Annotated in this window: 23 protein-coding genes, 1 pseudogene and 1 riboswitch; of the genes and pseudogenes, 7 read left to right on the top strand and 17 right to left on the bottom strand. The window is 63.9% G+C overall.

Annotated features, from left to right (window positions below; all coding sequences use genetic code 11):
• Window positions 1-25: 25 nt before the first annotated feature.
• Both EOA32_RS10265 and EOA32_RS10260 read right to left on the bottom strand, forming a co-directional pair.
• Window positions 26-793, bottom strand: coding sequence for an ABC transporter substrate-binding protein (locus tag EOA32_RS10265; protein ID WP_128371686.1), 768 nt, complete (start codon window positions 791-793; stop codon window positions 26-28).
• 82 nt (window positions 794-875) lie between these two features.
• A complete protein-coding gene (locus EOA32_RS10260) occupies window positions 876-1,970 on the bottom strand; it encodes a 2'-deoxycytidine 5'-triphosphate deaminase (protein WP_128371685.1) in 1,095 nt (364 codons plus the stop codon).
• A 135-nt stretch (window positions 1,971-2,105) separates the two neighbouring features.
• Window positions 2,106-2,183: riboswitch (SAM riboswitch) on the top strand.
• Between the two features lie 56 nt (window positions 2,184-2,239).
• Here EOA32_RS10260 and EOA32_RS10255 point away from each other — a divergent pair.
• Entirely contained in the window at window positions 2,240-3,430 is a 1,191-nt protein-coding gene (locus tag EOA32_RS10255; protein WP_095832208.1) for an O-succinylhomoserine sulfhydrylase, read from the top strand.
• 41 nt (window positions 3,431-3,471) lie between these two features.
• Here the strand turns inward: EOA32_RS10255 and EOA32_RS10250 are convergent, their stop codons facing one another.
• Window positions 3,472-4,617, bottom strand: a complete 1,146-nt coding sequence (locus EOA32_RS10250; RefSeq protein WP_128371684.1) for a ceramide glucosyltransferase — start codon at window positions 4,615-4,617, stop codon at window positions 3,472-3,474.
• A gap of 217 nt (window positions 4,618-4,834) precedes the next feature.
• Between EOA32_RS10250 and apaG the strand changes: the two genes are divergently transcribed.
• Entirely contained in the window at window positions 4,835-5,227 is a 393-nt protein-coding gene (apaG, locus tag EOA32_RS10245; protein WP_066996767.1) for a Co2+/Mg2+ efflux protein ApaG, read from the top strand.
• A gap of 52 nt (window positions 5,228-5,279) precedes the next feature.
• Here the strand turns inward: apaG and EOA32_RS10240 are convergent, their stop codons facing one another.
• The 3 genes from EOA32_RS10240 to EOA32_RS10230 form a co-directional block, all read right to left on the bottom strand.
• A complete protein-coding gene (locus tag EOA32_RS10240) occupies window positions 5,280-6,311 on the bottom strand; it encodes an Hsp33 family molecular chaperone (protein WP_082980525.1) in 1,032 nt (343 codons plus the stop codon).
• 108 nt (window positions 6,312-6,419) lie between these two features.
• Window positions 6,420-7,331, bottom strand: a complete 912-nt coding sequence (gene argF / locus EOA32_RS10235; protein WP_066996763.1) for an ornithine carbamoyltransferase — start codon at window positions 7,329-7,331, stop codon at window positions 6,420-6,422.
• 15 nt (window positions 7,332-7,346) lie between these two features.
• Entirely contained in the window at window positions 7,347-8,546 is a 1,200-nt protein-coding gene (locus EOA32_RS10230) for an aspartate aminotransferase family protein (RefSeq protein ID WP_128371683.1), read from the bottom strand.
• 357 nt (window positions 8,547-8,903) lie between these two features.
• On the opposite strand from EOA32_RS10230, the gene EOA32_RS10225 reads away from it, so the two are divergent.
• Window positions 8,904-9,422 (top strand): GcrA family cell cycle regulator, encoded by a 519-nt coding sequence (locus EOA32_RS10225; protein WP_066996757.1) that lies wholly within the window; start codon window positions 8,904-8,906, stop codon window positions 9,420-9,422.
• A gap of 104 nt (window positions 9,423-9,526) precedes the next feature.
• Here EOA32_RS10225 and EOA32_RS10220 read toward each other — a convergent pair.
• The 3 genes and pseudogenes from EOA32_RS10220 to EOA32_RS10210 form a co-directional block, all read right to left on the bottom strand.
• Window positions 9,527-10,523 (bottom strand): annotated as a pseudogene (locus EOA32_RS10220) (magnesium and cobalt transport protein CorA).
• Between the two features lie 119 nt (window positions 10,524-10,642).
• Window positions 10,643-11,368, bottom strand: a complete 726-nt coding sequence (gene phoU / locus EOA32_RS10215; protein ID WP_095782918.1) for a phosphate signaling complex protein PhoU — start codon at window positions 11,366-11,368, stop codon at window positions 10,643-10,645.
• Window positions 11,369-11,476: 108 nt separating this feature from the next.
• Entirely contained in the window at window positions 11,477-12,742 is a 1,266-nt protein-coding gene (locus EOA32_RS10210; protein WP_095829194.1) for an ATP-binding protein, read from the bottom strand.
• 185 nt (window positions 12,743-12,927) lie between these two features.
• On the opposite strand from EOA32_RS10210, the gene ppk2 reads away from it, so the two are divergent.
• Entirely contained in the window at window positions 12,928-13,833 is a 906-nt protein-coding gene (gene ppk2 / locus EOA32_RS10205) for a polyphosphate kinase 2 (protein ID WP_128371682.1), read from the top strand.
• 86 nt (window positions 13,834-13,919) lie between these two features.
• Here the strand turns inward: ppk2 and EOA32_RS10200 are convergent, their stop codons facing one another.
• The 3 genes from EOA32_RS10200 to EOA32_RS10190 all read right to left on the bottom strand — a co-directional run bounded on the left by EOA32_RS10200 (window position 13,920) and on the right by EOA32_RS10190 (window position 16,324).
• Window positions 13,920-14,666 carry an enoyl-CoA hydratase-related protein gene (locus EOA32_RS10200; RefSeq protein ID WP_128371681.1) on the bottom strand — a complete coding sequence of 249 codons (747 nt, stop codon included), beginning with the start codon at window positions 14,664-14,666 and terminating at the stop codon, window positions 13,920-13,922.
• 10 nt (window positions 14,667-14,676) lie between these two features.
• Window positions 14,677-15,315, bottom strand: coding sequence for an acyl-homoserine-lactone synthase (locus tag EOA32_RS10195; protein WP_066996739.1), 639 nt, complete (start codon window positions 15,313-15,315; stop codon window positions 14,677-14,679).
• Window positions 15,316-15,592: 277 nt separating this feature from the next.
• On the bottom strand, window positions 15,593-16,324 hold the full coding sequence (locus EOA32_RS10190) for a LuxR family transcriptional regulator (RefSeq protein ID WP_066996863.1): 732 nt from the start codon (window positions 16,322-16,324) through the stop codon (window positions 15,593-15,595).
• Window positions 16,325-16,548: 224 nt separating this feature from the next.
• Between EOA32_RS10190 and EOA32_RS10185 the strand changes: the two genes are divergently transcribed.
• On the top strand, window positions 16,549-17,421 hold the full coding sequence (locus EOA32_RS10185) for a transporter substrate-binding domain-containing protein (RefSeq protein ID WP_095777463.1): 873 nt from the start codon (window positions 16,549-16,551) through the stop codon (window positions 17,419-17,421).
• Here the strand turns inward: EOA32_RS10185 and EOA32_RS10180 are convergent.
• Complete coding sequence (locus tag EOA32_RS10180; RefSeq protein WP_066996737.1) at window positions 17,418-17,828, bottom strand: tellurite resistance TerB family protein; 411 nt, start codon at window positions 17,826-17,828, stop codon at window positions 17,418-17,420. The genes EOA32_RS10185 and EOA32_RS10180 overlap by 4 nt on opposite strands.
• Window positions 17,829-17,995: 167 nt before the next feature.
• On the opposite strand from EOA32_RS10180, the gene EOA32_RS10175 reads away from it, so the two are divergent.
• Window positions 17,996-19,645: a lysine--tRNA ligase gene (locus EOA32_RS10175; RefSeq protein ID WP_128371680.1), complete on the top strand. Its 1,650-nt coding sequence runs from the start codon at window positions 17,996-17,998 to the stop codon at window positions 19,643-19,645.
• Here the strand turns inward: EOA32_RS10175 and EOA32_RS10170 are convergent.
• Both EOA32_RS10170 and EOA32_RS10165 read right to left on the bottom strand, forming a co-directional pair.
• Window positions 19,608-20,492, bottom strand: a complete 885-nt coding sequence (locus tag EOA32_RS10170; protein ID WP_245426024.1) for a thermonuclease family protein — start codon at window positions 20,490-20,492, stop codon at window positions 19,608-19,610. The genes EOA32_RS10175 and EOA32_RS10170 overlap by 38 nt on opposite strands.
• Window positions 20,493-20,502: 10 nt before the next feature.
• Window positions 20,503-21,144 carry a helix-turn-helix transcriptional regulator gene (locus EOA32_RS10165; protein ID WP_066996728.1) on the bottom strand — a complete coding sequence of 214 codons (642 nt, stop codon included), beginning with the start codon at window positions 21,142-21,144 and terminating at the stop codon, window positions 20,503-20,505.
• Between the two features lie 252 nt (window positions 21,145-21,396).
• Here EOA32_RS10165 and EOA32_RS10160 point away from each other — a divergent pair, with 252 nt between their 5' ends.
• Complete coding sequence (locus tag EOA32_RS10160) at window positions 21,397-22,017, top strand: flavin reductase (RefSeq protein WP_128371679.1); 621 nt, start codon at window positions 21,397-21,399, stop codon at window positions 22,015-22,017.
• Window positions 22,018-22,029: 12 nt separating this feature from the next.
• On the opposite strand, the gene EOA32_RS10155 is transcribed toward EOA32_RS10160, so the two are convergent.
• Both EOA32_RS10155 and EOA32_RS10150 read right to left on the bottom strand, forming a co-directional pair.
• Window positions 22,030-22,572, bottom strand: a complete 543-nt coding sequence (locus tag EOA32_RS10155; RefSeq protein WP_066996722.1) for a thioesterase family protein — start codon at window positions 22,570-22,572, stop codon at window positions 22,030-22,032.
• Window positions 22,573-22,581: 9 nt separating this feature from the next.
• The coding region (locus tag EOA32_RS10150) for a 3-hydroxyacyl-CoA dehydrogenase family protein (RefSeq protein WP_245499235.1) at window positions 22,582-23,112 on the bottom strand (531 nt) is incomplete at its 5' end.

Genomic DNA, 23,112 nt, shown 5'->3' with positions numbered 1-23,112 from the left:
AGGGGGGAGATTGGCAGCTTCAAGCTCAATAAATATCGAAATCGAAATACTTCGACTGGATCTTCTTGTAGGTGCCGTCGGCAACAATGGCGTCGATTGCCGCGTTGAGGCGGTCGCGCAGGGCGGTGTCCTCCAGGCGCACGGCGATGCCGGCCTCGGTCTCGGTGCCCTTGACGTCGCCGACCAGCTTGCAGCAGCCGTCGCTCGCCTTCTTCATCCAGTCGACCAGCACGAACTTGTCCGAGATGACGGCGTCGAGACGGCCGTTGAGCAGATCGGTGACCGCCTCTTCCTGGGTCGGATAGAGCTTCGCCTCGGCGCCGGCCTTGGCGTAGACGTCCTGGGCGTAGTTGGCCTGGGTGGTCGAGGCCTGGGCACCGACCGTCTTGCCGGCAAGCGAGGCCGGCTGGGTCGAGGCGATGTCGGCGTCCTTCAGGGCGACCAGCGCAAGCGGCGTGGTGTAGTATTTGTGGGTGAAGGCGACCTGCTTCTTGCGTTCCTCGGTGATGCTCATCGAGGCGATGATGGCGTCGAATTTCTTGGCCTGCAGGGCCGGAATGATGCCATCCCAATCCTGAGTGACGATCTCGCATTCGACCTTCATCTGCGCGCAGAGCGCATTGGCGATGTCGATGTCGAAGCCTTCGACCTTGCCGTCCGGCGTGATGGTGTTGAAGGGCGGATAGGCGCCCTCGGTACCGATCTTGATCCTTTCGGCCGCGTCTACCGAACCGACGCCGAGCGCCAGCATGGCGGCGGCCGCGGCCGACAGGATCCATCTGGATATCTGCATTTTCATCCCCTTGCGTTCAGTTGCTACATTGTCGGACGCAGCCAAGCACGGCACGCGAGGCCGGGCAAGCACAGCCTGGCGATCAGCGCGCGGCGCGAAAATGCTTGGAGAGCTTCAGTCCCTGCGCCTGATAGTTGGAACCCAGTTCGCTGCCATAGAGCGCCTGCGGCCGCTTCAGCATATGCTCGTAGACGAGGCGGCCGACGATCTGGCCGTGATCGAGGATGAACGGCACCTCGTGGCTGCGCACTTCAAGCACCGCGCGGCTGCCGCTGCCGCCGGCGGCGGAATGGCCGAAGCCCGGGTCGAAAAAGCCGGCATAGTGGACGCGGAACTCGCCGACCAGCGGATCGAATGGCGTCATCTCGGCGGCATAGAGCGGCGGCACGTGCACGGCTTCGCGAGAGACCAGGATGTAGAACTCGTCCGGGTCGAGCACGAGCTCGCCGGCCCCGCTCTTGTAGAGCGGTTCCCAGAAGTCGACCACATCCTGAGCGGCGCGCTTGTCTACGTCGACGAGGCCGGTGTGGTGCTTGCCGCGATAGCCGACCAGGCCGTCCTTGTCGCCGTCGAGATCGATAGAGAGCGCAATGCCGCCGCCGGAGATGTTGGGCGGCTCGGTCGCAACCAGCATCTCGGCGTCATGGAGGTCACGCAACTCATTCTCCGACAGCACCGCGTTGCCGGTGCGGAAGCGGATCTGCGACAGGCGCGAGCCGGCGCGCACGACGATCGGGAAGGTGCGCGGGCTGACCTCGAGATAGAGCGGGCCATGATAGCCGGCGGCGATCTTATCGAACTCATGGCCGCGGTCGGTCATGACACGCGTGAAAATGTCGAGTCGTCCGGTCGAGCTCTTCGGGTTGGCCGAAGCCGAGACTTCCGCCGGCAGCGCCAGGCCTTCCTGCAGCGGCACGATGTAGACGCAGCCCGTCTCCAGCACCGCGCCCTCGGCGAGATTGATCTCATGCAGCTTCAGCCGGTCCAGCTTGTCGGCCACCAGATGATCGGGACCGGGCAGAAAGGAGGCGCGCACGCGAAAGGCCTTGTCGCCCAGTCTGAGATCGAGGCTGGCCGGCTGGATCTGGTTGGTGTCGAGCGCGCGCGGCGACTTCAGCGCGCCCGACTGGAAGAGCGCCGCGATGTCCTGATCGGGAAGAATGCCTGTCTGCCGCAATGTCTGGCTCCGGGCGAAGTCATTGTCGTCGCAGTTTCCTGTCGCAAAACCGCGGGACACTTTTGCGGAAGCTGCCTGGTACAAACCTCTTAATCAAGCCGGCAATTGACGCAAGCGCGGTGCGGGTCTAAAGGGTCGTTATCCCGTGGTGATTTGGCCGGTCGGCTTGCAGCCACGTTAAACAAGTCGCTAAAGGACCGTCGGGCCGCAAGGCCGTATGGACCGGTTGCGACGTCGCGGCCGGTTTTTTTGTGTTTGGAAGCAGGGCGATGACCAAGACGCGTAACTGGAAACCTCAGACGGCACTCGTGCATGGCGGGACGCTGCGTTCCGGCTTCGGCGAGACCGCCGAGGCGATGTATCTCACCCAGGGCTATGTCTACGAGACGGCCCAGGCAGCGGAAGCCCGCTTCAAGGGCGAGGAACCCGGCTTCATCTATTCGCGCTACGCCAACCCGACCGTCGATATGTTCGAGAAGCGCATGTGCGCGCTGGAAGGCGCGGAAGACGCACGCGCCACCGCTTCCGGCATGGCCGCCGTGTCCGCCGCCCTGCTCTGCAGCGTCAAGGCCGGCGATCACATCGTTGCGGCGCGGGCGCTGTTCGGCTCCTGCCGCTGGGTGGTCGAGACGCTGGCGCCGCGCTATGGCATCGAGGCGACGCTGATCGACGGCACCGACATTGCCAATTGGGAAAAAGCGGTCAGGCCGAACACCAAGCTGTTCTTCCTGGAAAGCCCGACCAACCCGACGCTGGAAGTGGTCGATATCGCCGCTGTCGCCGCTTTAGCCAATTCGATCGGCGCGCGCGTGATCGTCGACAACGTCTTTGCCACGCCGCTGCAGCAGAAGCCGCTGCAGCTCGGCGCCCATATCGTGGTCTACTCGGCGACCAAGCATATCGACGGACAAGGCCGCTGCCTCGGCGGCGTCATCCTGTCGGACAAGAAGTGGATCGACGAGAACCTGCACGACTATTTCCGGCACACCGGCCCGAGCCTGTCGCCATTCAACGCATGGACGCTGCTGAAAGGCCTCGAAACGCTGCCGCTGCGCGTGCGCCAGCAGACCGAAAGCGCCGGCAAGATCGCGGACTTCCTGGCCGGCCGGCCGGAGATCGCCCGCGTCATCTATCCGGGCCGGGCCGACCATCCCCAGGCGGATATCGTCAGGAAGCAGATGTCGGGCGGCTCGACGCTGATCTGCCTTGACGTCAAGGGCGGCAAGCAGGCGGCCTTCGCCTTGCAGAACGCGCTCGACATCGTACTGATCTCGAACAACCTCGGCGACGCAAAGAGCCTGATCACGCATCCGGCGACGACGACGCACAAAAACCTCAGCGACGAGGCGCGCGCCGAGCTCGGCATCGGACCAGGCACGCTCAGGCTCTCCGTCGGGCTGGAGGATACCGACGACCTGCTCGCCGACATCGAACAGGCGCTCAAGGCGGCGAAGGAATGAACCGCCACGGCTGCAAAGAGCGCGCTTGAGCCGCAGCCGGCTCAAGCAATCTCTTCGAGTTCAGTCATCCCGCTGTTGCGGATTGTCATTGCGTTGCCACGCCATTCGACGGCTCCGCCAAGCCAGCCGCGCGCCCAGATGGCGGGAAGCATCGCGTCGCGCACGATCATCGCGGTGACGCTGCGCGGCGACAGATACCAGTCCTTTGACCAGGCGAGCATGCATTCGGGCACATAGGCGATCGCCAGCACGCAGAGCGCGGTCGTGGGCAGGCTGGCACCGGCGCTTGCCGCCGCAATCAGCGCCAGAAGCAGCGGCACGACCACACCGGTCAGGATTTCGGGCGCGAAGAACAATGGGAAGGTGACGCGGCGCAGCCGCGCCCAGCGCGCCTGGCGCGACCAGATTTCGGCGAGCGTGCGCTGGCCGAGCGGTTGCTCGAAGGGCGAGGCCACGAGATTGACCCGAAGGCCTAGGCTGTTGACCAGCTTGGTCGCCGCCGCGTCCTCGGCGATCTCGGCGGCCAAAGCCTGGATGCCGCCATTTGCATCTAGCATCGGCTTGCTCCACAGCATGCTCTTGCCCTGGGCGAAGCCAAGGCCGAGCGCTTCGCCGGCATATTGCCAGCGCGCCTGCAGCGTGTTGAGGAAGGCGCATTCGACCTCGGCCCAGAAACCGTCCGGCCGCGAGCCGATCGGCGTCGAGCAGACGAGGCCGGTGTCCGGTCGCCAGGCCGCCATCAGATGCTGGACATAGTCCTTGGGCATCAGCACGTTGGAATCGGCGAGGATCACCCAGTCGTGCCGCGCCGCCTGCCAGCCCTTGATGCAGTTGTTGAGCTTGGGATTGGCGCTGATCCTGTCATCGCCGACTAGCAGCCGCGCCGGAACATTCGGAAATCGCGCGATGGCGGCGTTGATCAGCTTGACCACGGGATCTTCGGCGTGCGCGACGCAGAAGATCAGTTCGTAGCGCGGCCAATCGAGCGAGAATGCGCGGTCGAGCGTCTCCTGCGTGAACGGCTCCACACCGCGCGACGGCACGACGATCGAGACAGGCGACAGGCCGCCGGAGGGCGCGGGAATGGCGCAACGAGCCTTCAGCCGCGACGACGCGAGCAGGATGCTGGCAAGGTTGGAAAAAAGAAGGGCCGAGGAGGCAAAGGCGGCTGCGAGGGTCAGTTCCATCGAGATCTGGTCACTCCGGAAAGGCCGCCCGCGGCCGTTTCATCACTCGACAAAGCGCCCGAGTCGCCCGCACGGTTTGTGCACACCAACATTGTCATGTGTCACTTAAATGACATTGTTTGTCGGCACTTGCGGTGGAAAAGCCGGCAGGCTGGCGACGCTGCGGAGTAGAACCGCGAAGCGCGACAAAATGTTTCCTGCGGCACCGGAGTGGCTCATGTATCGCGCCGTGACGCGCAACATCGAAGTGCAGGTCAGGCCGTTCTATCTGGAGGACCGTTCCGATCCGTCCGAAAACCGCTATGTATGGGGCTACCAGGTGACGATCGACAACCGGTCGGACGAGTTCGTGCAGCTTCTGTCGCGCTACTGGCACATCACCGACGGGCGTGGCCGAGTCGAAGAGGTGCGCGGCGAGGGCGTGGTCGGCGACCAGCCGGAGCTCAACCCCGGCGACAGCTATCAGTACACGTCGGGATGCCCGCTCTCGACGCCATCCGGCATCATGGTCGGCCACTATACGATGCGCAACGGCCGCGGCGAAACGTTCGACGTCGCCATTCCGGCTTTCTCGCTCGATATGCCGGGGACGAAAAGGACGGTGAATTAAAGAACTCGAGTTCCCCGCCTCCGCAAAGCGGGGGCGAGGAACCGGAGCTTTCTCACTCCGCCGCAAACTCCGCCGGATCGAAGTCGTACTGCGTCGAGCAGAACTCGCAAGCGACATGGATGCCGCCGTCCTCGGTCGAGTCCTTGATCTCCTCGGCCGAGAAGCCTTCGAGAATGCCTCGGATTTTGTCGCGCGAGCAGGAGCACTGATCGGCGACCGGCACACCGCGGAAGACGCGCACGCCGTGCTCGTGGAACAGGCGATAGAGCAGCCGCTCGGCGCCCACCGTCGGATCGATGAGCTCGGTCGGCTCGATGGTGCCGAGCAGCGCCAAGAGTTCCCGCCAGGAATTGTCGGCCGGTTCGTGCGTCACGTCTCGTGGATCGCCATCGCCGCCTGAAATATCGGGCACGCGCATGCGTTCGGGCGCCTGCGGCAGGAACTGCGCCAGGATGCCGCCGGCGCGCCATTGCTCGCGGGCCCCGCCCGGGCCCGGGGTCACCAGCTTCGCAACCGACATCCTCAGATCGGTCGGGATCTGCTCCGACTGGCGGAAATAGGTGCGCGCGGCTTCTTCCAGCGATGTGCCGTCGAGTTGGACGATGCCCTGATAGCGCTGCGTGTGTGCGCCCTGATCGATGGTCAGGGCCAGGACCCCGGTGCCGAGCAGCTTCTCCTGCGAGATCCCGCCCGCGGCAATCAGCGCCTGCAGCCGGTCGGCGTCGAAGCGCGCATAGGCGCGCAACGAATGCGGCGTGGTGAAGTCCGCCACCAGCATGTCGACCGGTCCGTCGGTGCGGGTCTGCAGGATGAACTTGCCCTCGAATTTCAGCGACGTGCCGAGCAGCACGGTGAGCACGCAGGCCTCCGCCAGCAGGCGCGCGACCGGCTCGGGATAATCGTGGCGGCTGAGAATGGCGTCGAGCATCGGCCCGAGCTGCACCGTGCGGCCGCGCACATCCAAGGGCGCTACTTCGTAAGGCACGACATGGTCGTCGCCGGCGAAGCCGAATTCGCCGAGTTTGGGTTGATGCTCAGCCAAGGAAAGCGTTTCCAGCATGACAAAACTCCGGGGCGCATCCATCCCGCTTTCCAGGCGGCATGGGTCGAAGCGCGTTCGATTTCAGTGATGGCCCGCAAATAGGCATCACACATCCCCGGATCAAGTTGGCGCGGATCAAGTCGACCCCGGTCAAGCGCCCAGGCACCAGGCCAGCACCGCCTTCTGGGCGTGCAGCCGGTTCTCGGCCTCGTCGAAGACCACCGAATGCGGTCCGTCGATCACCTCGTCGGTGACCTCCTCGCCGCGGTGCGCAGGCAGGCAGTGCATGAAAAGCGCGTCGGACTTCGCCCTGGCCATCAGCGCGGCGTTGACCTGGTAGGGCAGGAAGACGTTATGGCCGCGGGCGCGATGCTCCTGGCCCATCGACACCCAGCTGTCGGTGACCACGCAATCGGCCTGGTCGACGGCCTCTTCGGCCGAGCCGGCAAACCTCACCTTGCCGCCATTGGCCTTCGCCCAGTCGACATATTTCTCGAACGGCTCGCTGCCCTCCGGCACGGCGACATTGAGATTGAAGCGGAACCGCGCCGAGGCTTCCAGAAGCGAGTGCAACACATTGTTGCCGTCACCTGTCCAGGCAAAAGTCTTGCCGGCCACCGGACCGCGATGCTCCTCGTAGGTCATGATGTCGGCCATCAGCTGGCAGGGATGGGTATCGTCGGTCAGCCCATTGATCACCGGCACGGTCGCGTTTTCGGTGAGTTCCAGCAACCGGTCATGCGAGGTGGTGCGGATCATAATGGCATCGACATAGCGCGACAGCACCTTGGCGGTGTCGGCGATGGTTTCTGAACGGCCGAGCTGCATCTCGGTGCCGGTCAGCATGATGGTCTCGCCGCCGAGCTGGCGCATGCCGACGTCGAAGGAAACGCGCGTGCGCGTCGAAGGCTTGTCGAAGATCATCGCCAGCACCTTGCCGTCGAGCGGCTTCGAACGCTCGCCGGCCTTGAGCCTGGTCTTTCGCGCCATCGCGTCGTCCAGCATGATGCGCAGATCGCCTGCGGATACGGCGGACAGATCGGTGAAGTGACGAACGCTCATCGGCAGATTCCAAAACTACTTCGCGGCTTCGGCCGCGATCGCGTCGGTCAGGCCCTTGGCGCCCGACCGAATGCGCTTCAGCGCCTCGCCGATCTCCTCGTCGGTGACGGTGAGCGGCGGCAAAAGCCGAATGACGTTGTCGCCCGCCGGCACCGCAAGCAAGTGCTGGTCGCGCAGCGCCATGTTAACCTTAGCGTTGGGCATGGCGCATTTCAGCCCAAGCATCAGGCCGGTGCCCCGGGTGCCTTCGATGACCTCGGGAAATTCGTCGGCGACCGCCGCCAGTCCCTGCTTCAGCAGCAATGCCTTGCGCTGAACGTCCTCGAGGAAGCCGTCGGCCAGCACGACGTCGAGCACGGCATTGCCCACCGCCATCGCCAGCGGATTGCCGCCGAAAGTGGTGCCGTGCACGCCGGCCGTCATGCCGGCCGCCGCTTCGTCGGTCGCGAGGCAGGCACCCATCGGAAACCCGCCGCCGATGCCCTTGGCGATCGCCATCAGGTCAGGCGTGACGCCCGCCCACTCATGCGCGAACAGCTTGCCGGTGCGCCCGATGCCGCACTGGACCTCGTCGAAGATCAGAAGCAGGCCGTGCCGGTCACAGAGCTGCCGAAGCCGCTTCAACGACTGCGTCGGCACCGGGCGGATGCCGCCCTCGCCCTGCACCGGTTCGATCAGGATCGCCGCGGTTTCCGGTGTGATCGTCTTCTCGGCGGCGTCGATATCGTCGAACGCGACCTGGTCGAAGCCCTCGACCTTCGGACCGAAACCCTCGAGATATTTGTACTGACCGCCGGCTGCGATCGTCGCCAGCGTGCGGCCGTGAAAGGCGCCCTCGAAAGTGATGATGCGGAAACGCTCCGGATGGCCTTTGACGAACTGATAGCGCCTGGCCGACTTGATGGCGCATTCCAGCGCCTCGGCGCCCGAATTGGTGAAGAACACCTTGTCGGCGAAGGTTGCATCGACCAGCCTTTCGCCCAGCCGGCGCTGCTCAGGGATCTCGTAGAGATTGGAGACGTGCCACAGCTTGGCCGCCTGCCCGGTGAGCGCCGCGACCAGATGCGGATGGCTGTGGCCCAGCGAGTTCACGGCGATGCCGCCGGCGAAGTCGAGATATCGCTCGCCCTTGTCGGTGACCAGCCAGGTCCCCTCCCCGCGGTCGAAGGCCAGGGGTGCGCGAGCAAAAGTCTCGTAAAGCGCCGAACCGCTCATTATATGCGTCTCCGGAACCGGAAATCAAAAAAGCCGCCAATGCGGCGGCCTTTGCGGCTTATCATGTTTTTCGGCCATGAAGTCAACGAAAAGGTCGCGCAGAAGCGCGCGGCAAGGCTCCAGCGCCACGCCGGCCCATCAGCGGTTGGGCAAGTTGGGGAAAACCGTAAAAACCGAATCGGTGTTGCCCTGAGGACTCTTGTCACCGAGTCAGCGCATAAGGTAATTGTAGTCGAGAAATAACTAGATTTCGTGCGGCGGATCTAATCACCCGGTACATGTGGTGTTGTTTGCCCGGCGAGAGCCGGCTCGGGAAAGGATTCTGGCCGCCGCACGCCTCAGCAGGAGCGCGGTCTCATGAACTGGACTGACGAGCGGGTCGAACTTCTCAGGAAATTGTGGTCGGAGGGTCTCAGCGCCAGCCAGATCGCCGCGCAGCTCGGCGGTGTGAGCCGCAATGCCGTCATCGGCAAGGTGCATCGCTTGAAACTCTCGGGCCGCGGCCGGGCGACCGCGGCGCCGGCACGGCAGAAGAAGGCCACGCAGGGCGCCTCTATGCAGAAGTCCGTGGCTCGTGCCGCTAGCGCTGCCCGTCATGTGACGGCCTCCATCGGCGCCACCGCTCTGCAGGTGCAGTTCGAGGCGGAGCCGGTGGCGCGCCACTATATCCGCCCGGTCGAGAACGTTGTCGTGCCAATCTCGCGCAACCTGCAGCTCGTCGAGCTGACCGAGCGCACCTGCAAATGGCCCAACGGCGATCCGCTGTCGGAAGACTTCAGCTTCTGCGGCAACGACGCTGGCGAAACCGGGCCGTACTGCAAATACCATGCAAGGGTGGCGTTCCAGCCGGCGGCGGAGCGGCGGCGGAGTCGGTGAATAGCGAATAGCGAATAGCGATCGAATAGGAATAACATCGGCATTCGAGTCCGGCACAAGCTTCTTTATCGCTATTGGCTGCTCCCTATTCGCTATTCGCTATTTCACAGCCACCCATTCTTCCTGAAACGCCAATACAGAAACGCGCAGATCAGCGCGATGGCAGCCAGCACGGTCGGGTAGCCGTATTCCATCTTCAGTTCAGGCATGTCGTCGAAATTCATGCCGTAAATGCCGGCGAAGGCCGTCGGCACCGCCAGGATGGCCGCCCATGAGGCCAGCTTCTTGGAGATCGCCGTTTCCTGGCTCTGTCCGACCAGAAGGCTTGCCTCGAAGGCGAAGGCGAGCACCTCGCGCAGGCTGTCGATCTTTTCCTGCACGGTGCGGATGTGGTCCGTCACGTCGCGGAACAGCGGATGCATGGCGGCATGGATCTGCGGCAGCTCGGCGCTGGTCAGCCGGCGGCAGACCTCGACCAGCGGCAGCGCCGCGTTGCGCAGCCTGAGCAGATCGCGGCGCAGCATGTAGAGCCGCTCGATGTCGCCACCGCTCATCGGCTTCAGCAGCACCTTGTCCTCGATCTGCTCGACCTCGCCCTCGATCTGCTCGAGCACAGGCATGTAGTTGTCGACGATGAAGTCGAGAATGGCATAGAGGACGAAATCCTCGCCCTTGGCGAGCGAGGACGGGCAGCTTTCCCAGTGCTGGCGCACCGCGGCGTAGGAGGTGGACGGGCCATGCCTGACGCTGACGATATAGCCGGTGCCGACGAAGAGATGCGACCCGGCCATCGATCAGTTGCGCTGTGCGGGCGACGATGAACAAGGCATCGCCATACTGTTCGATTTTCGGCCGCTGATGCGGATGTTCGGCGTCTTCGATCGCCAGATCATGCAGGTGGAACTGCGCCTGCACCCTAAGCAGCAGGTTGCGGTCCGGCTCGAGCAGGCCGATCCAGACGACGTGGCCGGGCTTTGCCGCCCATATGCCGGCCTCTTCGATCGTAATGTCGGCGACGCGCTTGCCGGCGGAATAGACGCTGGACGCAACAATGCCGGATGTCGGCTGCAGGGCCGGGGTCAGGTTTCGAACTTGCTCCATCGCAAACCTCCCGAGACGCGACTGACAAAATCGCTGCACCTGGAGGAGCTTAGCCTAAATTGGGAAGCCATTCGAGTGGCCGCCCTTCACTTGCTCGATCTTGGGTCGCCGATACCGCGTCACCCGGCCGATAGTGGGCCAGGCAACACCACCTGGTCGGTCTTGTCGCCCTTCGGCCGCTCGGCCGGCATCTGGTCGCCGGTGACGATGTAATAGATGGTTTCGGCGATGTTGGTGGCGTGGTCGCCGATCCGCTCGATGTTCTTGGCGCAGAACAGCAAGTGGGTGCAGGGCGTGATGTTGCGCGGATCTTCCATCATATAGGTCAGAAGTTCGCGGAACAGCGAAGTGTACATGGCGTCGATCTGGTCGTCGCGGTCGCGCACGAAGCCGATCTTCTCGACCGAGCGCGAGGCATAGACGTCGAGCACTTCCTTAAGCTGCGTCAGCGCCAGATCGGCTAGCGCCTTCAAGCCGCGGAAGAGGCTGCTCGGCTGGCGGCCGTCAATGACCGCCGCGACGCGCTTGGCGACGTTCTTGCCGAGATCGCCGACGCGCTCGATGTCGGCCGAGATGCGGATGGCGCCGACGATCTCGCGCAGGTCCGTCGCCATCGGCTGACGCCTGGCGATGATGACGATCGCCTTGTCGTCGATCTCGCGCTGCCCCTCGTCGAGGACGAGATCGTCCTGGATGACTTTCTGTGCCAAGCCCGGATCGGCGTTCACGAGGGCGGCGACAGCCTGCTCGACCATGCGCTCGGCATGCCCGCCCATGGCGGCGATACGCTTCGACAGGAATTTCAGTTCTTCGTCATAGGCACTGACAATGTGGACGGACTGCATCGATATGCCTTCCCGGTTTCTGCCGGCTGGTGCGTTCCCTCAATCTGCCGCTGATACGCGAGCCGGATGACAGAAAAAAGAAAATGCCGGTTGCCAACCAATATAGGATCATTGAGCCGGCAAATGAACCGTGAACGCCGCGCCCTTGCCGACTTCCGACTTGATCGACAGCCTTGCGTTATGACGTGTCAATATATGCTTGACGATCGAAAGGCCAAGGCCGGTGCCTTTCTGGGTCCGGCTGTTTTCCACGTCGACGCGGTAGAAGCGCTCCGTGATGCGGGGGATGTGTTCCTCGGCAATGCCTGGACCATAGTCCCTTATGGTCACGTCGATGCCTGGGTCGTGGCCGTCCTCGGCGTGTGCTATCGACACGGTGACACGCCCGCCCGACTGGCCGTATTTGCAGGCATTCTCCAGCAGGTTCTCGAAAACCTGGAAGAGCTCGTCGCGGTCGCCCGGCACGGAAATCGGCCCATCGATGAAGTCCCGCTCGATGGCGATGCCGTTCTCGTTGGCCAGCGGCGCGAGCGAGTCGATGACGCTGTCGATGGTCTGTCGAAGGTCGACTTCGGTTCCCGGCCGCAGATAGGGCTTCATCTCCAGCCGCGACAGCGACAACAGGTCGTCGATCAGGCGCGCCATGCGGCCCGTCTGGTTCTGCATGATCTGCAGGAACTGGTCGCGCGCCGCCGCGTCGTTGCGGGCAGGCCCGCGCAACGTCTCGATGAAGCCGGCGATCGAGGCGAGCGGGGTGCGCAGCTCATGGCTGGCATTGGCGATGAAGTCGGCGCGCATGCGGTCGATGCGGCGCGCCTCGCTCTGATCCTTGAACACCAGCACGTAAAGATCGGTGCCATGGCCGACCGAGGACGCGCTCACCCGGTATGTGCGCTCGACCGGCAGCTTTTCCGTGTAGTCGACGACATCGGACGCCATAGTTCCCGAGACGATCCCGTCAAGCAAAGCCTGCATTTCCGGCGCGCGGAATTTGAGCGACAGCGACATGCCGGGGGCCAGCCCACCGAAGGCGGCAAAGGCGGCCGCGTTGGCGTGGACGATAGTGGCGGTCCGGTCGAAGATGATCAGCGGATCGGCAACGGCGGCGGCCAGATATTCGCCGGACAGCCGCTGCAACCCGCCGACTTCGATGGCGGCAGTCCCGCCGGCTGACTGGCGCTCGGCGGCGGTCGGCAGCATTGCGGCCGCGACCAGCAACGCCACGGCCAGCAGAGGCACAAAGATCGAAAGGCCGCCGAAACCATAGACGCCGAGGACCGCTACCAGGGCCGCGGCCAGCGACCAGCGGCTGCGCCGCAGCCGGGCTATGGCTGCCTGCGTTGCGCCTTTCTGGTCTGCGCCCTTATCGACCATGCGCTGCCTCGTATCTCCCGTCGGTGAAAGATCAGCCGACTGGACCCGCGCATGACCCCCAAAAATCGGAATCGATTTTCTCGAACGTTCATGCGCAAAATCAAAGTGCTACCGCGCGTCCGGTCGGACGCAACGCCTCAGAGGCTCCCATAGCACGAGTCCGCAAGCTGAAAAGGTTCGTCCCGATGAAAAAAGCCGAGGGAAATGCCGACGCGGCGCCTGCCGCAGGACCGATCAAGATGAGGATAGGCGGTAAGGAACGCGAGTTCGACATCGACAACCCGGTGCTGCCGGACTGGATCGAGGACAACAAGCTGACCGCCGGCGGCTATCCCTACGACAAGAAGATGAAGGGTGAAGAGTACGACGAGGAACTCGAGCGGCTGCAGATCGAATTGGTCAAGGCGCAGGCCTGGCTGCAGGCGACCGGCAAACGGGTGTTGGCGCTGTTCGAGGGGCGCGACGCGGCCGGCAAGGGCGGCACGATCTTCGTCCTGCGGCAGTACATGAACCCGCGCACGGCGCGCAACGTGGCGCTGACCAAGCCGACGCCGACGGAGCATGGCCAGTGGTACTATCAGCGCTATGTCGACCATTTCCCGACCTCCGGCGAGTTCGTCACCTTCGACCGCTCCTGGTACAACCGCGCCGGCGTCGAGCCGGTGATGGCATTCTGCACCCCGGAGCAGCACGAGACATTCCTCGACGAGACGCCGCATTTCGAGCGCATGATCTGCAACGAGGGTATCCACTTCTTCAAATTCTGGCTGAACATCGGCCGCGAGACGCAGCTCGAACGGTTCCATGACCGCCGCTGGTCGCCATTGAAGAACTGGAAATTCTCGCCGATCGACATCGCCGGCATCAGCAAATGGGACGACTACACCAAGGCGCGCGACCTGATGTTCGAGCGCACTCACAAGGAGTTCGCGCCCTGGATCATCGTGCGCGCCAACGACAAGCGCCGTGCGCGGCTTGCGGTGATCCAGCGTATCCTTCTGTCCTTACCCTATGATGGCCGCGACCTCGACGCCGTCGGCAAGCCCGACAAGAAGATCATCGGCGAAGGCCCGTCGTTCCTGGAGAAATAGCTTGCACCGTGCCCGCGGCCGGCGGCCAACATTACAGCGCCGCGCACCTTCTCGGGTACGCGGCGCTGAGACTTTCCACCAAGGTGTCACGCCGCGAGGCGGGCGATCCGCTGCAAACGCTTCAGCGTGGCGTCGTCCTGCAGCGCTTGCTGGAACAGCGATATCTCATGGTCGATGCGGTCGCACAGAACGTCCGTATCCCCCTTGAGCAGGCCGCGGGTCTGCAACAGCGCGGCAACCGGCTTCTTGGCGAGCTGCCTTGCCCGCGCCAAGGCCATTTCCTCGGCGCTGCCTTCCACGATCTCGCCGACAAGGCCGAGCGCCTTGGCGTCGTCGACGCCCAGCTTGTCGCCCAGGCAGAAGAAGCGGAAGGCGCCGGCATAGCCGAGCTTCTGGGGCGCCAGGATGCTGGTCGCCGCGTCCGGCACCAGGCCGAAATCGACGAACGGCACCCTGAACGTGCTGCCCCTGGAAGCAATCACCATGTCGCAGTGGAACAGGATGGTGCAGCCGACGCCGACGGCGTCCCCGTCCACGCAGGCAAGGACCGGCTTGGGAAAGGTCGCAAGCCTGCGAAACATATCGGTGACGGCGGCAATCAGCTGCTGGTGCTTGGCGGCGTCGAGGAACTCCGAGAAGTCGCCGCCGAGGCAGAAGCAGCCGGCAAGGCCGCGCAGCACGACCACGCGAACCTCGTCATTGACGGCGGCCTCGTGGAAGGTCCTGGCGAGGCTCGCATAGGCGTGCCTGTCCAGCACCGGCCGGCCGTCATGCGAGGACACGGTGACGACCAGCGTGTGGCCGCGCAGCTCAGGTTCGGGGTGGAAGCTCATGACAACCTCCTCACGAAGCCTGTCTGAGGCCGAGCTGGCCGGGATAGCCTCTCATCAGCACCGGCGGGAAGTGGTTGCGGCGCTGGCGCACCACCTCCAGCGTATGCTCGGAAAAGGTGAGCAGCGTCGCCACCACCTGCTGGTTGCCATAGGTGCGCTGGTAACCGAGCGGCGTCGCCAGGAAGTGCAGCTGCAGCGCGCGCAGCACCCACATCGGTTCGAACTCGATGATGACCTGGTTGACGTTGCGCTTGAGGCCCCATTCGACGAAACCTGCGATCAGCTCGGTGCCGACCGTCGAGACGCCGCGCTTGCCATCACGGAAGCCCGGCGCCACCGCATAGCGGGTCAGCTCCCAGACTCGCGGCCCCGAGGGGGGCGTCCCCTCATAGAGGTCCGTCAGCACATCGGTCAGTAGATGCGGCCGCGTCGTCGGCAGCATGCGCTGATAGCCGGCTAGCTCGCCGTTGCGGATGACGAGGTGATGCTCGGCCTCGTCATGATCGAATTGGTCGATCTCGAGGCCGTCCGGGCGGTCGAGATCGGTCCAGCCCATCTCCTCGACGAAGATCTTGTAGCGCAGGCGGTGAACCGCTTCCCACAGATCGGGGCGCTCCATCAATTCCTGAGTTGTGAGGGAAAAAAGCATTAGCCGTCTCCTGGGCTTGAGAGGAAGATACGGCCGGGCTCTCCGGAAAATATTACGCGATCGCGTAGGCAAGAATTTTTAGGTCGGCACCGACCGACCCCGCCAATATAGCCGCGCCTAACCGCCTCCGCGACCGCCTGCACGCGGTTGGCGACGCCCAGTTTGCTTTGGCGTTAAGAAAGTATTAGCCGTCTCTTAAGAGAAGGATACCGCTCGCCCTTGCTTAAAATATTACGCGAATGCGCATGGGACTGTTTCTGGGCCAGCACCGGCCGATTTAGCTAATATAGCCACGCCTGATCGCCTCGGCGACTGCCTGCACACGGTTGGCGGCGCCCAGTTTGCTCTTCGCGTTGAGAAGGTGCTTCTCGGAGGTATGCTCCGAAATGCCGAGAATCTGCGAAATTTCCCACTCGGACTTTCCGACAGCTGCCCATTGCAGGCATTCGCGCTCACGCGGTGTGAGTTCGATGTGGTCGACGACCTTGCCGGCCATCGTGTGAAGCTGCATGGCGCGGCCGATGGCGTAGGTGGACACCAGCGAGACCATTCCGAATTCGACGTCCGACAGTTCAACGGACTCGCCACCCAGCGAGACCATGACGATCTGGCCGTCGAGCGTGACCAGCGGGAAGGCGAGGCCGTCGCGCAGCTTGAACTCGCGGGCGTCGCCCATGACCTCGTCGCTGCTCTTGTCGATGACGATGGCCTGGGAAGCCTCCCGCCACTGGAACGGGGCCTGCAATTGCTTCATGTGGCTGACGACCGGATCATGGTCGACATAGTTGCGCGCCACATAGCGCTCCAGCCACTCGCCCGGCCAGTCGCAGAGCAGCACATGGTCCTTCTGCTGGCCGCGCGGCGTGCCGGGTTGCGGGACCGTTCCGGCCATCAGCGCCGTCAGCCCGAAACTCGAGGTGACGCCGAGCAGCCGCTCGCACACTGCCGCAGCAGTGTTGGCGTGCTGTAATTGGTCGATGTATTCCAGAGTTCTATCGAACATGCTCATCGCAACATCTACCCCATGTTGCTTCTGCTTTTCGTACCGATCGTAGATGCCCGAACCACCCTTCGCCATCAACCCCGGACCACAAGTTTCTTCGCGACACCTGCGACTCCCCCGTTGCGGGCGCGCGCTGAAACTTGCAAACGTGCTAAACCATACGCCGAATTCACCCGTTTGAAATCAAAAACAATTGTGCCTGCACTGTTTTCGTACGAAAAGCCGAAGACATGATTGGGCGGAGCGCTATCGTGACATTCCGGTGGATATTTCTGGCCCTGCTGTCGGCGCTGATTGGAGCGTTGCCATTTGCCGACGCGACTCGCGCGGCGGAGCCGCAGGTTCCGGTGCTGTGGGATGCCAAGGAGCGGCTGCCGAAGCCCGATCTTTCGGCGTTGCCGAGGCTGAGGTTCCTCACCACCACCGATTTTCCGCCTTTCAACTTCCTCGACGGCTCCGGCCGGCTGTCGGGTTTCCACATCGACCTAGCGCGGGCGATCTGCGCCGAACTCGGCATCGTCGAGAAATGCCAGATCCAGGCGCTGCCCTGGAACGATCTCGACGACGCGCTGCGGAAAGGCGAAGGCGAGGCGATCATCGCCGGCATCGCGGCGACGCCGGAAAGCCGCGAGAAATACGCCTTCTCGCGTTCCTATCTGCAGTTCCCGGCGCGCTTCATCATGCCGAAGGCCAAGGCGTTTACCGAGCCGATCCTCGACAAGCTGCGCAGCAAGCGGGTGGGCGTCATCGCCGGCTCGGCGCATGAGAAGATGCTGCGCGACTATTTCAGCACGGTGCAGGTCGTGCCTTTCGACAAGCCCGAGGACCTCTACGCGGACCTCAAGGCCGGCAGGATCGACGCCGCCTTCGGCGACGGCATGCGATTCGCCTTCTGGCTCGGCGGCTCGGAAGCCGCCGGCTGCTGCCGCTTCGCCGGCGGCCCTTATCTGGCGCCCGAATATCTGGGCTCCGGCATGGCGATCGCCACCAGGGCGGGCGACCCGGCGCTGGCCGCCGCCTTCGACTATGCGCTGCAGGAAATCTCGATCAAGGGAACCTTCGCCGAGTTCTATCTGCGCTATTTTCCGGTGAGCTTTTTCTAAGTCAGTGTGCGCAGGCGGGCCTTCGCCGCACGGGCGATCGCCGCTACGGTGAGCGTGTCGAGATCAAGCTCCCGTCGGATGAGCTGCAGCACCCTCAACTCCTCCATGCGCATTTCGAGATCGACTGCCGCGACCTCGAAAGCGGCGGCATAGGCGGTGTCATGCAACCGCTCCGGCAGCGCATCGGCGACGCGCGCGAGGACGCCTTCCAGCCCGTCCTTGTCGTGCAGGGCCTGCTGGCAGGCTTGAGCCACGCCGACCAGGCTGTCGCTGTTGAAATCGACAAACACAGGCCAAGAACGGACGACGTCTCCGATCCGCGCCAGTTCGACATCGGTCATGTCGCGGTCGGACGCCGAAGTGATGACCATGAGATAGATCAGGGCTTCGTGCGGCGTCAAAGGCATTCAAAACTCCTTGATGGTGAGGCTTCAACGTAGGATTGCCATTGAGGCGCCGCAAGGAAAAGCGCCGCAAATCGTTGACGCTCCGGCCCGTCGCGCCTAGAGACCGGGTGAAAATCTTTACGCGCCCAAGCCGACACATCTGGCCGGCAGATTACCTGGAAAGTGACATGACGGGATCAAACATCATCGATCTCAATGCCGAGATGCTTGCGGCCGCCGCCGAAAGCAAGGCATGGCCGTTCGAAGAAGCCAAGAAGATCATTGCCCACTACAAGAACAAGGACTTTCCCGATACCGTCCTGTTCGAGACCGGCTACGGCCCGTCCGGCCTGCCGCATATCGGCACCTTCGGCGAGGTGGCGCGCACCACGATGGTGAGGCACGCCTTCCGCGTGCTGACGCAGGACAAGGTCAAGACCAAGCTTTTGTGCTTCTCCGACGATATGGACGGCATGCGCAAGATTCCCGACAACGTGCCGGATCGCGCAGCGCTCGAGCCCTACCTGCACAAGCCGCTCACATCGGTGCCCAATCCGTTCGGCGGCGGCTATGCGAGCTTCGCCGACCACAACAACGCGATGCTCTGCCGCTTCCTCGACACGTTCGGCTTCGACTATGAGTTCGCCAGCGCGACCCAATACTACAAGTCCGGGCGCTTCGACGAAGTGCTGTTGCGCGCCGCCGAGCGCTATGACGAGATCATGGCGGTGATGCTGCCGACGCTCGGCGAAGAACGCCAGGCGACCTACAGCCCATTCCTGCCGATCTCGCCGAAAAGCGGCCGCGTGCTCTACGTGCCGATGAAGCATGTCGACGCCAAGGCCGGCACCATCACCTTCGACGACGAAGGCAGCGAGACCACGCTGCCGGTCACTGGCGGCCATGTGAAGCTGCAGTGGAAGCCGGATTTCGGCATGCGCTGGGCAGCGCTCGGCGTCGATTTCGAAATGTTCGGCAAGGACCACCAGACCAACGCGGCGATCTACGACCGCATCTGCAACATCCTCGGCGGCCGCGCGCCGGAACATTTCGTCTACGAGCTGTTCCTCGACGAGAACGGCCAGAAGATCTCGAAATCGAAGGGTAATGGGCTCACCATCGACGAATGGCTGACCTATGCGCCCACCGAGAGCCTCGGCCTCTACATGTACCAGCGGCCGCGGCAGGCCAAGAAGCTCTATTTCGACGTTATCCCGAAGGCGGTCGACGAATATTACGCCTTCCTGTCCGCCTATCCGCGCCAGGAATGGAAGGAGCGGCTCGGCAACCCGGTCTGGCACATGCATGACGGCAATCCGCCGGCCATCGACCTGCCGGTCCCCTTCGCGCTGCTGCTCAATCTGGTCAGCGCCTCCAACGCGCATGACAAGGCGGTGCTGTGGGGTTTCATCTCGCGCCATGCGTCCGGGGTGACGCCGCAGACGCACCCCGAGCTCGACCGGCTGACAGGCTATGCCATCCGCTATTTCGACGACTTCGTGAAGCCGACCAAGGTCTATCGCGCCGCCGACGAGGTTGAGCGCGAGGCGCTGGCGAAGCTTTCGGAAGCGCTCGGCGCGCTGCCGCAGGGCGCGGACGGCGAGGCGATCCAGAACGCGGCGCTCAACGTCGCGCGGCGGATCGAGCGCTATCAGGACCATTCCAAGCAGAGCCCGGAAGGCGGACCCGGCGTGTCGGTCGCCTTCTTCCAGATGATCTATCAGGTGCTGATCGGACAGGAACGGGGGCCGCGTTTCGGTTCTTTCGCGGCGCTTTACGGCATTACGGAGACGCGCGCGCTCATTGAGCGGGCCCTGGCTGGTCAGTTGGCGGCGTAACGTCGCCATCTTCCGCCGGCAGGATGGAGCTCGGCGCGGCGGGCGCCGGGCCGGTGGCGGCCGGCAATGCCGGCAGGCCGCCGAGGTTCGGAGCGGCGCCGAAAATGCCTTTCCTCGCCGCGCGCGCCTTGTCGCCCGCCTCGACATAGGGACCGCCTCGCGCCGCGCGGGCCCAGCCGTTTTCCACCAGCCACAGACCGACATCCTTGTTGCCGACCCAGCACTTGACCGCTATGGCCTTCTGCCCGCCTTGCGGCGGCACGGAGCAGACCAGGGTCCGGCCACGCAGGAAAGCGCGGAATGCCGTCCTGGCGCGAACCCCGCAGTCCCATGACTTGCCTTCGTCGCTGCAGGTCTCGTCCTCTTTGACGATGTCGATGCCCGACACGGCGATGGAGTAATCCTTGGCCTTGATCAGGCCGGCGGCGGTGGCGACGGGCTGGAGCAACTTGGTGCCCTCCTCGCCATCCGGCAGTTTCGTTTTCCGCGGCCTGGGCGGACCGGCCAGCGCCAGATCGCTGAGCGGCGCGCGCGGCTCGACCCGTTCCAGTTCCTCGGCAGGCACTTCGGGTGGCGCCACCACGTCGGGATCGATTGCCCGCGAATGCGCCACCGGCTTCGGCGGCTGCGGCGCGGCAGGCGCCAGAATGGCGGACGTCGCCGGTTCCGCAGTTATCGGTTCCCGAGGCACCACATCGGCGTCTTGCCCCGGAAGTGCACTGGCCGGATCGATCTGATCGACCGCGACGACGCTTTCGCTGCCCTTCAGCGAGTGGCCTCCGGCGACGACCAGCGCCGCCATTGCCGGAACCGCCGCAAGCGCCAGGGCAAGATGGAGGACCCGCACCAGCCCGGACCTACTGGCTTGCCCAGACGATCCGCGCCACCCACTCGACCTCGCTCATCGGGATGTCGCGGTCCGGGTGAGCGGGGTTAAGCGAGACCAGCACGACCGACTTCGCGGTCTGCCGGTCGAGCACCTTGGCCATCACCTCGCCGGCGGTGGTCTTGACGACGACGCGGTCGCCCTTGCGCGTCGGCGCGCCCGGCTCGACGATCAGCACGTCGCCATTGCGGTAGAGCGGCAGCATGGAATCGCCCTGGACCTTCAGCGCATAGGAGGTTTCCGCCGCCCGCGCCGGAAGCTCGACCAGATCCCAGCCCTGCCCCGAGGGATAGCCGGCATCGTCGAAGAAACCGCCGGCACCGGCCTGGGCGAAGCCAAGCAGCGGCACGGCCATACGCGGCGGCGGCACGGCGGAGGGACCGTGACCCTCAACCAGCACGGTGAATTCTTCCAGCGAGGCGCCGGTGGCCTCGATGATCTTGGCCAGCGATTCAGTCGAAGGCCAGCGCGGCCGGCCGTCGGAGGACAGGCGCTTGGATTTGTTGAAGGCCGTCGAATCGAGGCCCGCGCGGCGGGCGAGACCGGAAGCCGAGAGCGAATAGCGCTCGGCAAGAGCATCGATTGCGGCCCAGACGCGATCGTGTGAGAGCAAGTCCGCTCTCCTTCGAAAAACAGGAAAAAATGCCTCACTGCTGTCTAACGCGCGACCATTCAATTGTCCACCGGCGCGAACAGCGGATTGCAGAGAAAGTCGCCGCTTCCGCAAGATTGACGGGCTCGATCCTGAGCCAAGCGCCGGCACCGACCATGTCGCCGCGTGCGCAATGCATCGTTCGACCCCGGCCGAAACGTCTCGGTGCGCAAGCTTGGTAGGGTGCGGTCCTCGAATTACGAAGGACTGCTCATGTTGCCGAACCACCAATCCATCGCCCCATCCGTTCTGTATTTTGGGACGCCTGTCGTCCTGATGGTTACCCGAAACGATGACGGCACCGCCAACATTACACCCATGTCGTCCGCGTGGACCTTGGGTTCATGCGTGGTCCTCGGCTTGAGTTCGGCGACCCAGGGCGCCATCAATCTTCTGCGGGATGGCGAATGCACCCTCAATTTTCCCGCGGCCAGCCTCTGGGCGAATGTCGAACGGATCGCGCGCACCACGGGTGCGAATCCAGTTCCACCCCACAAGGCCGAATTGGGGTTCATTCATGAGGCCGACAAGTTCGCTCTAGGCGGCTTTGCGATCCAGCCCAGCGAATTGATCCGGACGCCGCGCATCGCAGAATGCCCCCTGCAGTTCGAAACACGCCTGTTGACCTGCCATCGCAGCGCGAAGCAGCAAGGCGCATCCTCGACGCGCCTCATCATGGAGGTAGACGTGCAGCGGGTTCATGCGCACCGCAGCATCGTCTTGCCGGGAACGAACCACATCGACACTGCGCGATGGAATCCGCTGTTCTATGTGTTCCGGCACTATTTTGGCGACGCGGTCGATCTGGGCAAAACCTTCCGGGCCGAACATTGAACGCTTGCTCGATCAGGCCCGCTTGGCCTGCTCGCGGAGGTTCCGGTGCGAGATCATGAATGCTTGCTCGGGCTCGGTCGGCGGGCGCGGTTGCGCCGAATGGCCGAGCGCCGCGACGACTGCCTCAATCTCGAGAAAGCGGCGGCCGCGCCGGTCATAGACGCCGCCGGTGGTCAGGATCAGCGCCGCTGTCTCCCCATTGTCGAGGACGAAGCGGTGCTTGCCGATCACCGAAGTGCCTTCCCAGGTCTCGATCGACGACACCACCTCGAAGCGGCGCCACAGCCTGATCTCGCGCACATAGGCCGATTGCAGCCCGCCGATCATCGGCGCCCAGCCGTTCCGCCGCGCGAGCGCGACAAGACCGGCGCGAAGAAAAACGTCGATACGGCCAAGATCGGCCAGCATCATGTAACGGGCATTGTTGAGATGGCTGTTGAAATCGATGTCGGTCGGCAGGCAGCGAAAGGCCAGCCGGCTCTGATCGCCGATTTGATAAGGGCCACGGCTACGCGCCGTGGCCATCATGCGCGCGAGGCGCCCCCAGACATACATCGGAGTTCGTCAGGCGGCCTTCTTGACCTCGCCCTTCTGGTAAGGGTCGAAGCGCTGGTATAAAGTCTCGCCCTTCTCGGCCATGTCGAGCAAAAGCTTGGGCGCCTTGAACTCGGCCCCGTATTTCTTCTGCAGGCCCTTGGCGATCTTGACGAAACGCTTGGCGCCGATGCCGTCGATGTAGGAGAGCGCGCCGCCGGTGAACGGCGCGAAGCCGAAGGCGAGGATCGAGCCGACGTCCGCCTCGCGCGGATCGGTGACGATGCCCTCCTCCATGACGCGCACCGCCTCCAGAGCGATGGTGACCAGCAGGCGCTCTTTGAGCTCCTCGTAGTCGACCTTCTCGGGCTTCAGCTGCGGATAGAGATCCTTGAGACCCGGCCACAGCTTCTTCTTCGCCGGCTTGGCAGGATAGTCGTAGAAGCCCTTGCCGTTCTTGCGGCCGAAGCGGCCATGCGTGTCGACCATGGTGTTGATCAGCGCCATCTGCTTCGGGTCGACGGCTTTCTCGCCTAGATCGTTGATGGTCTGCTTCATGAT

The sequence above is a fragment of the Mesorhizobium sp. M1A.F.Ca.ET.072.01.1.1 genome, from assembly GCF_004023325.1.
Lineage (GTDB): Bacteria > Pseudomonadota > Alphaproteobacteria > Rhizobiales > Rhizobiaceae > Mesorhizobium.
This window is presented reverse-complemented; position numbering and strand designations above follow the sequence as displayed.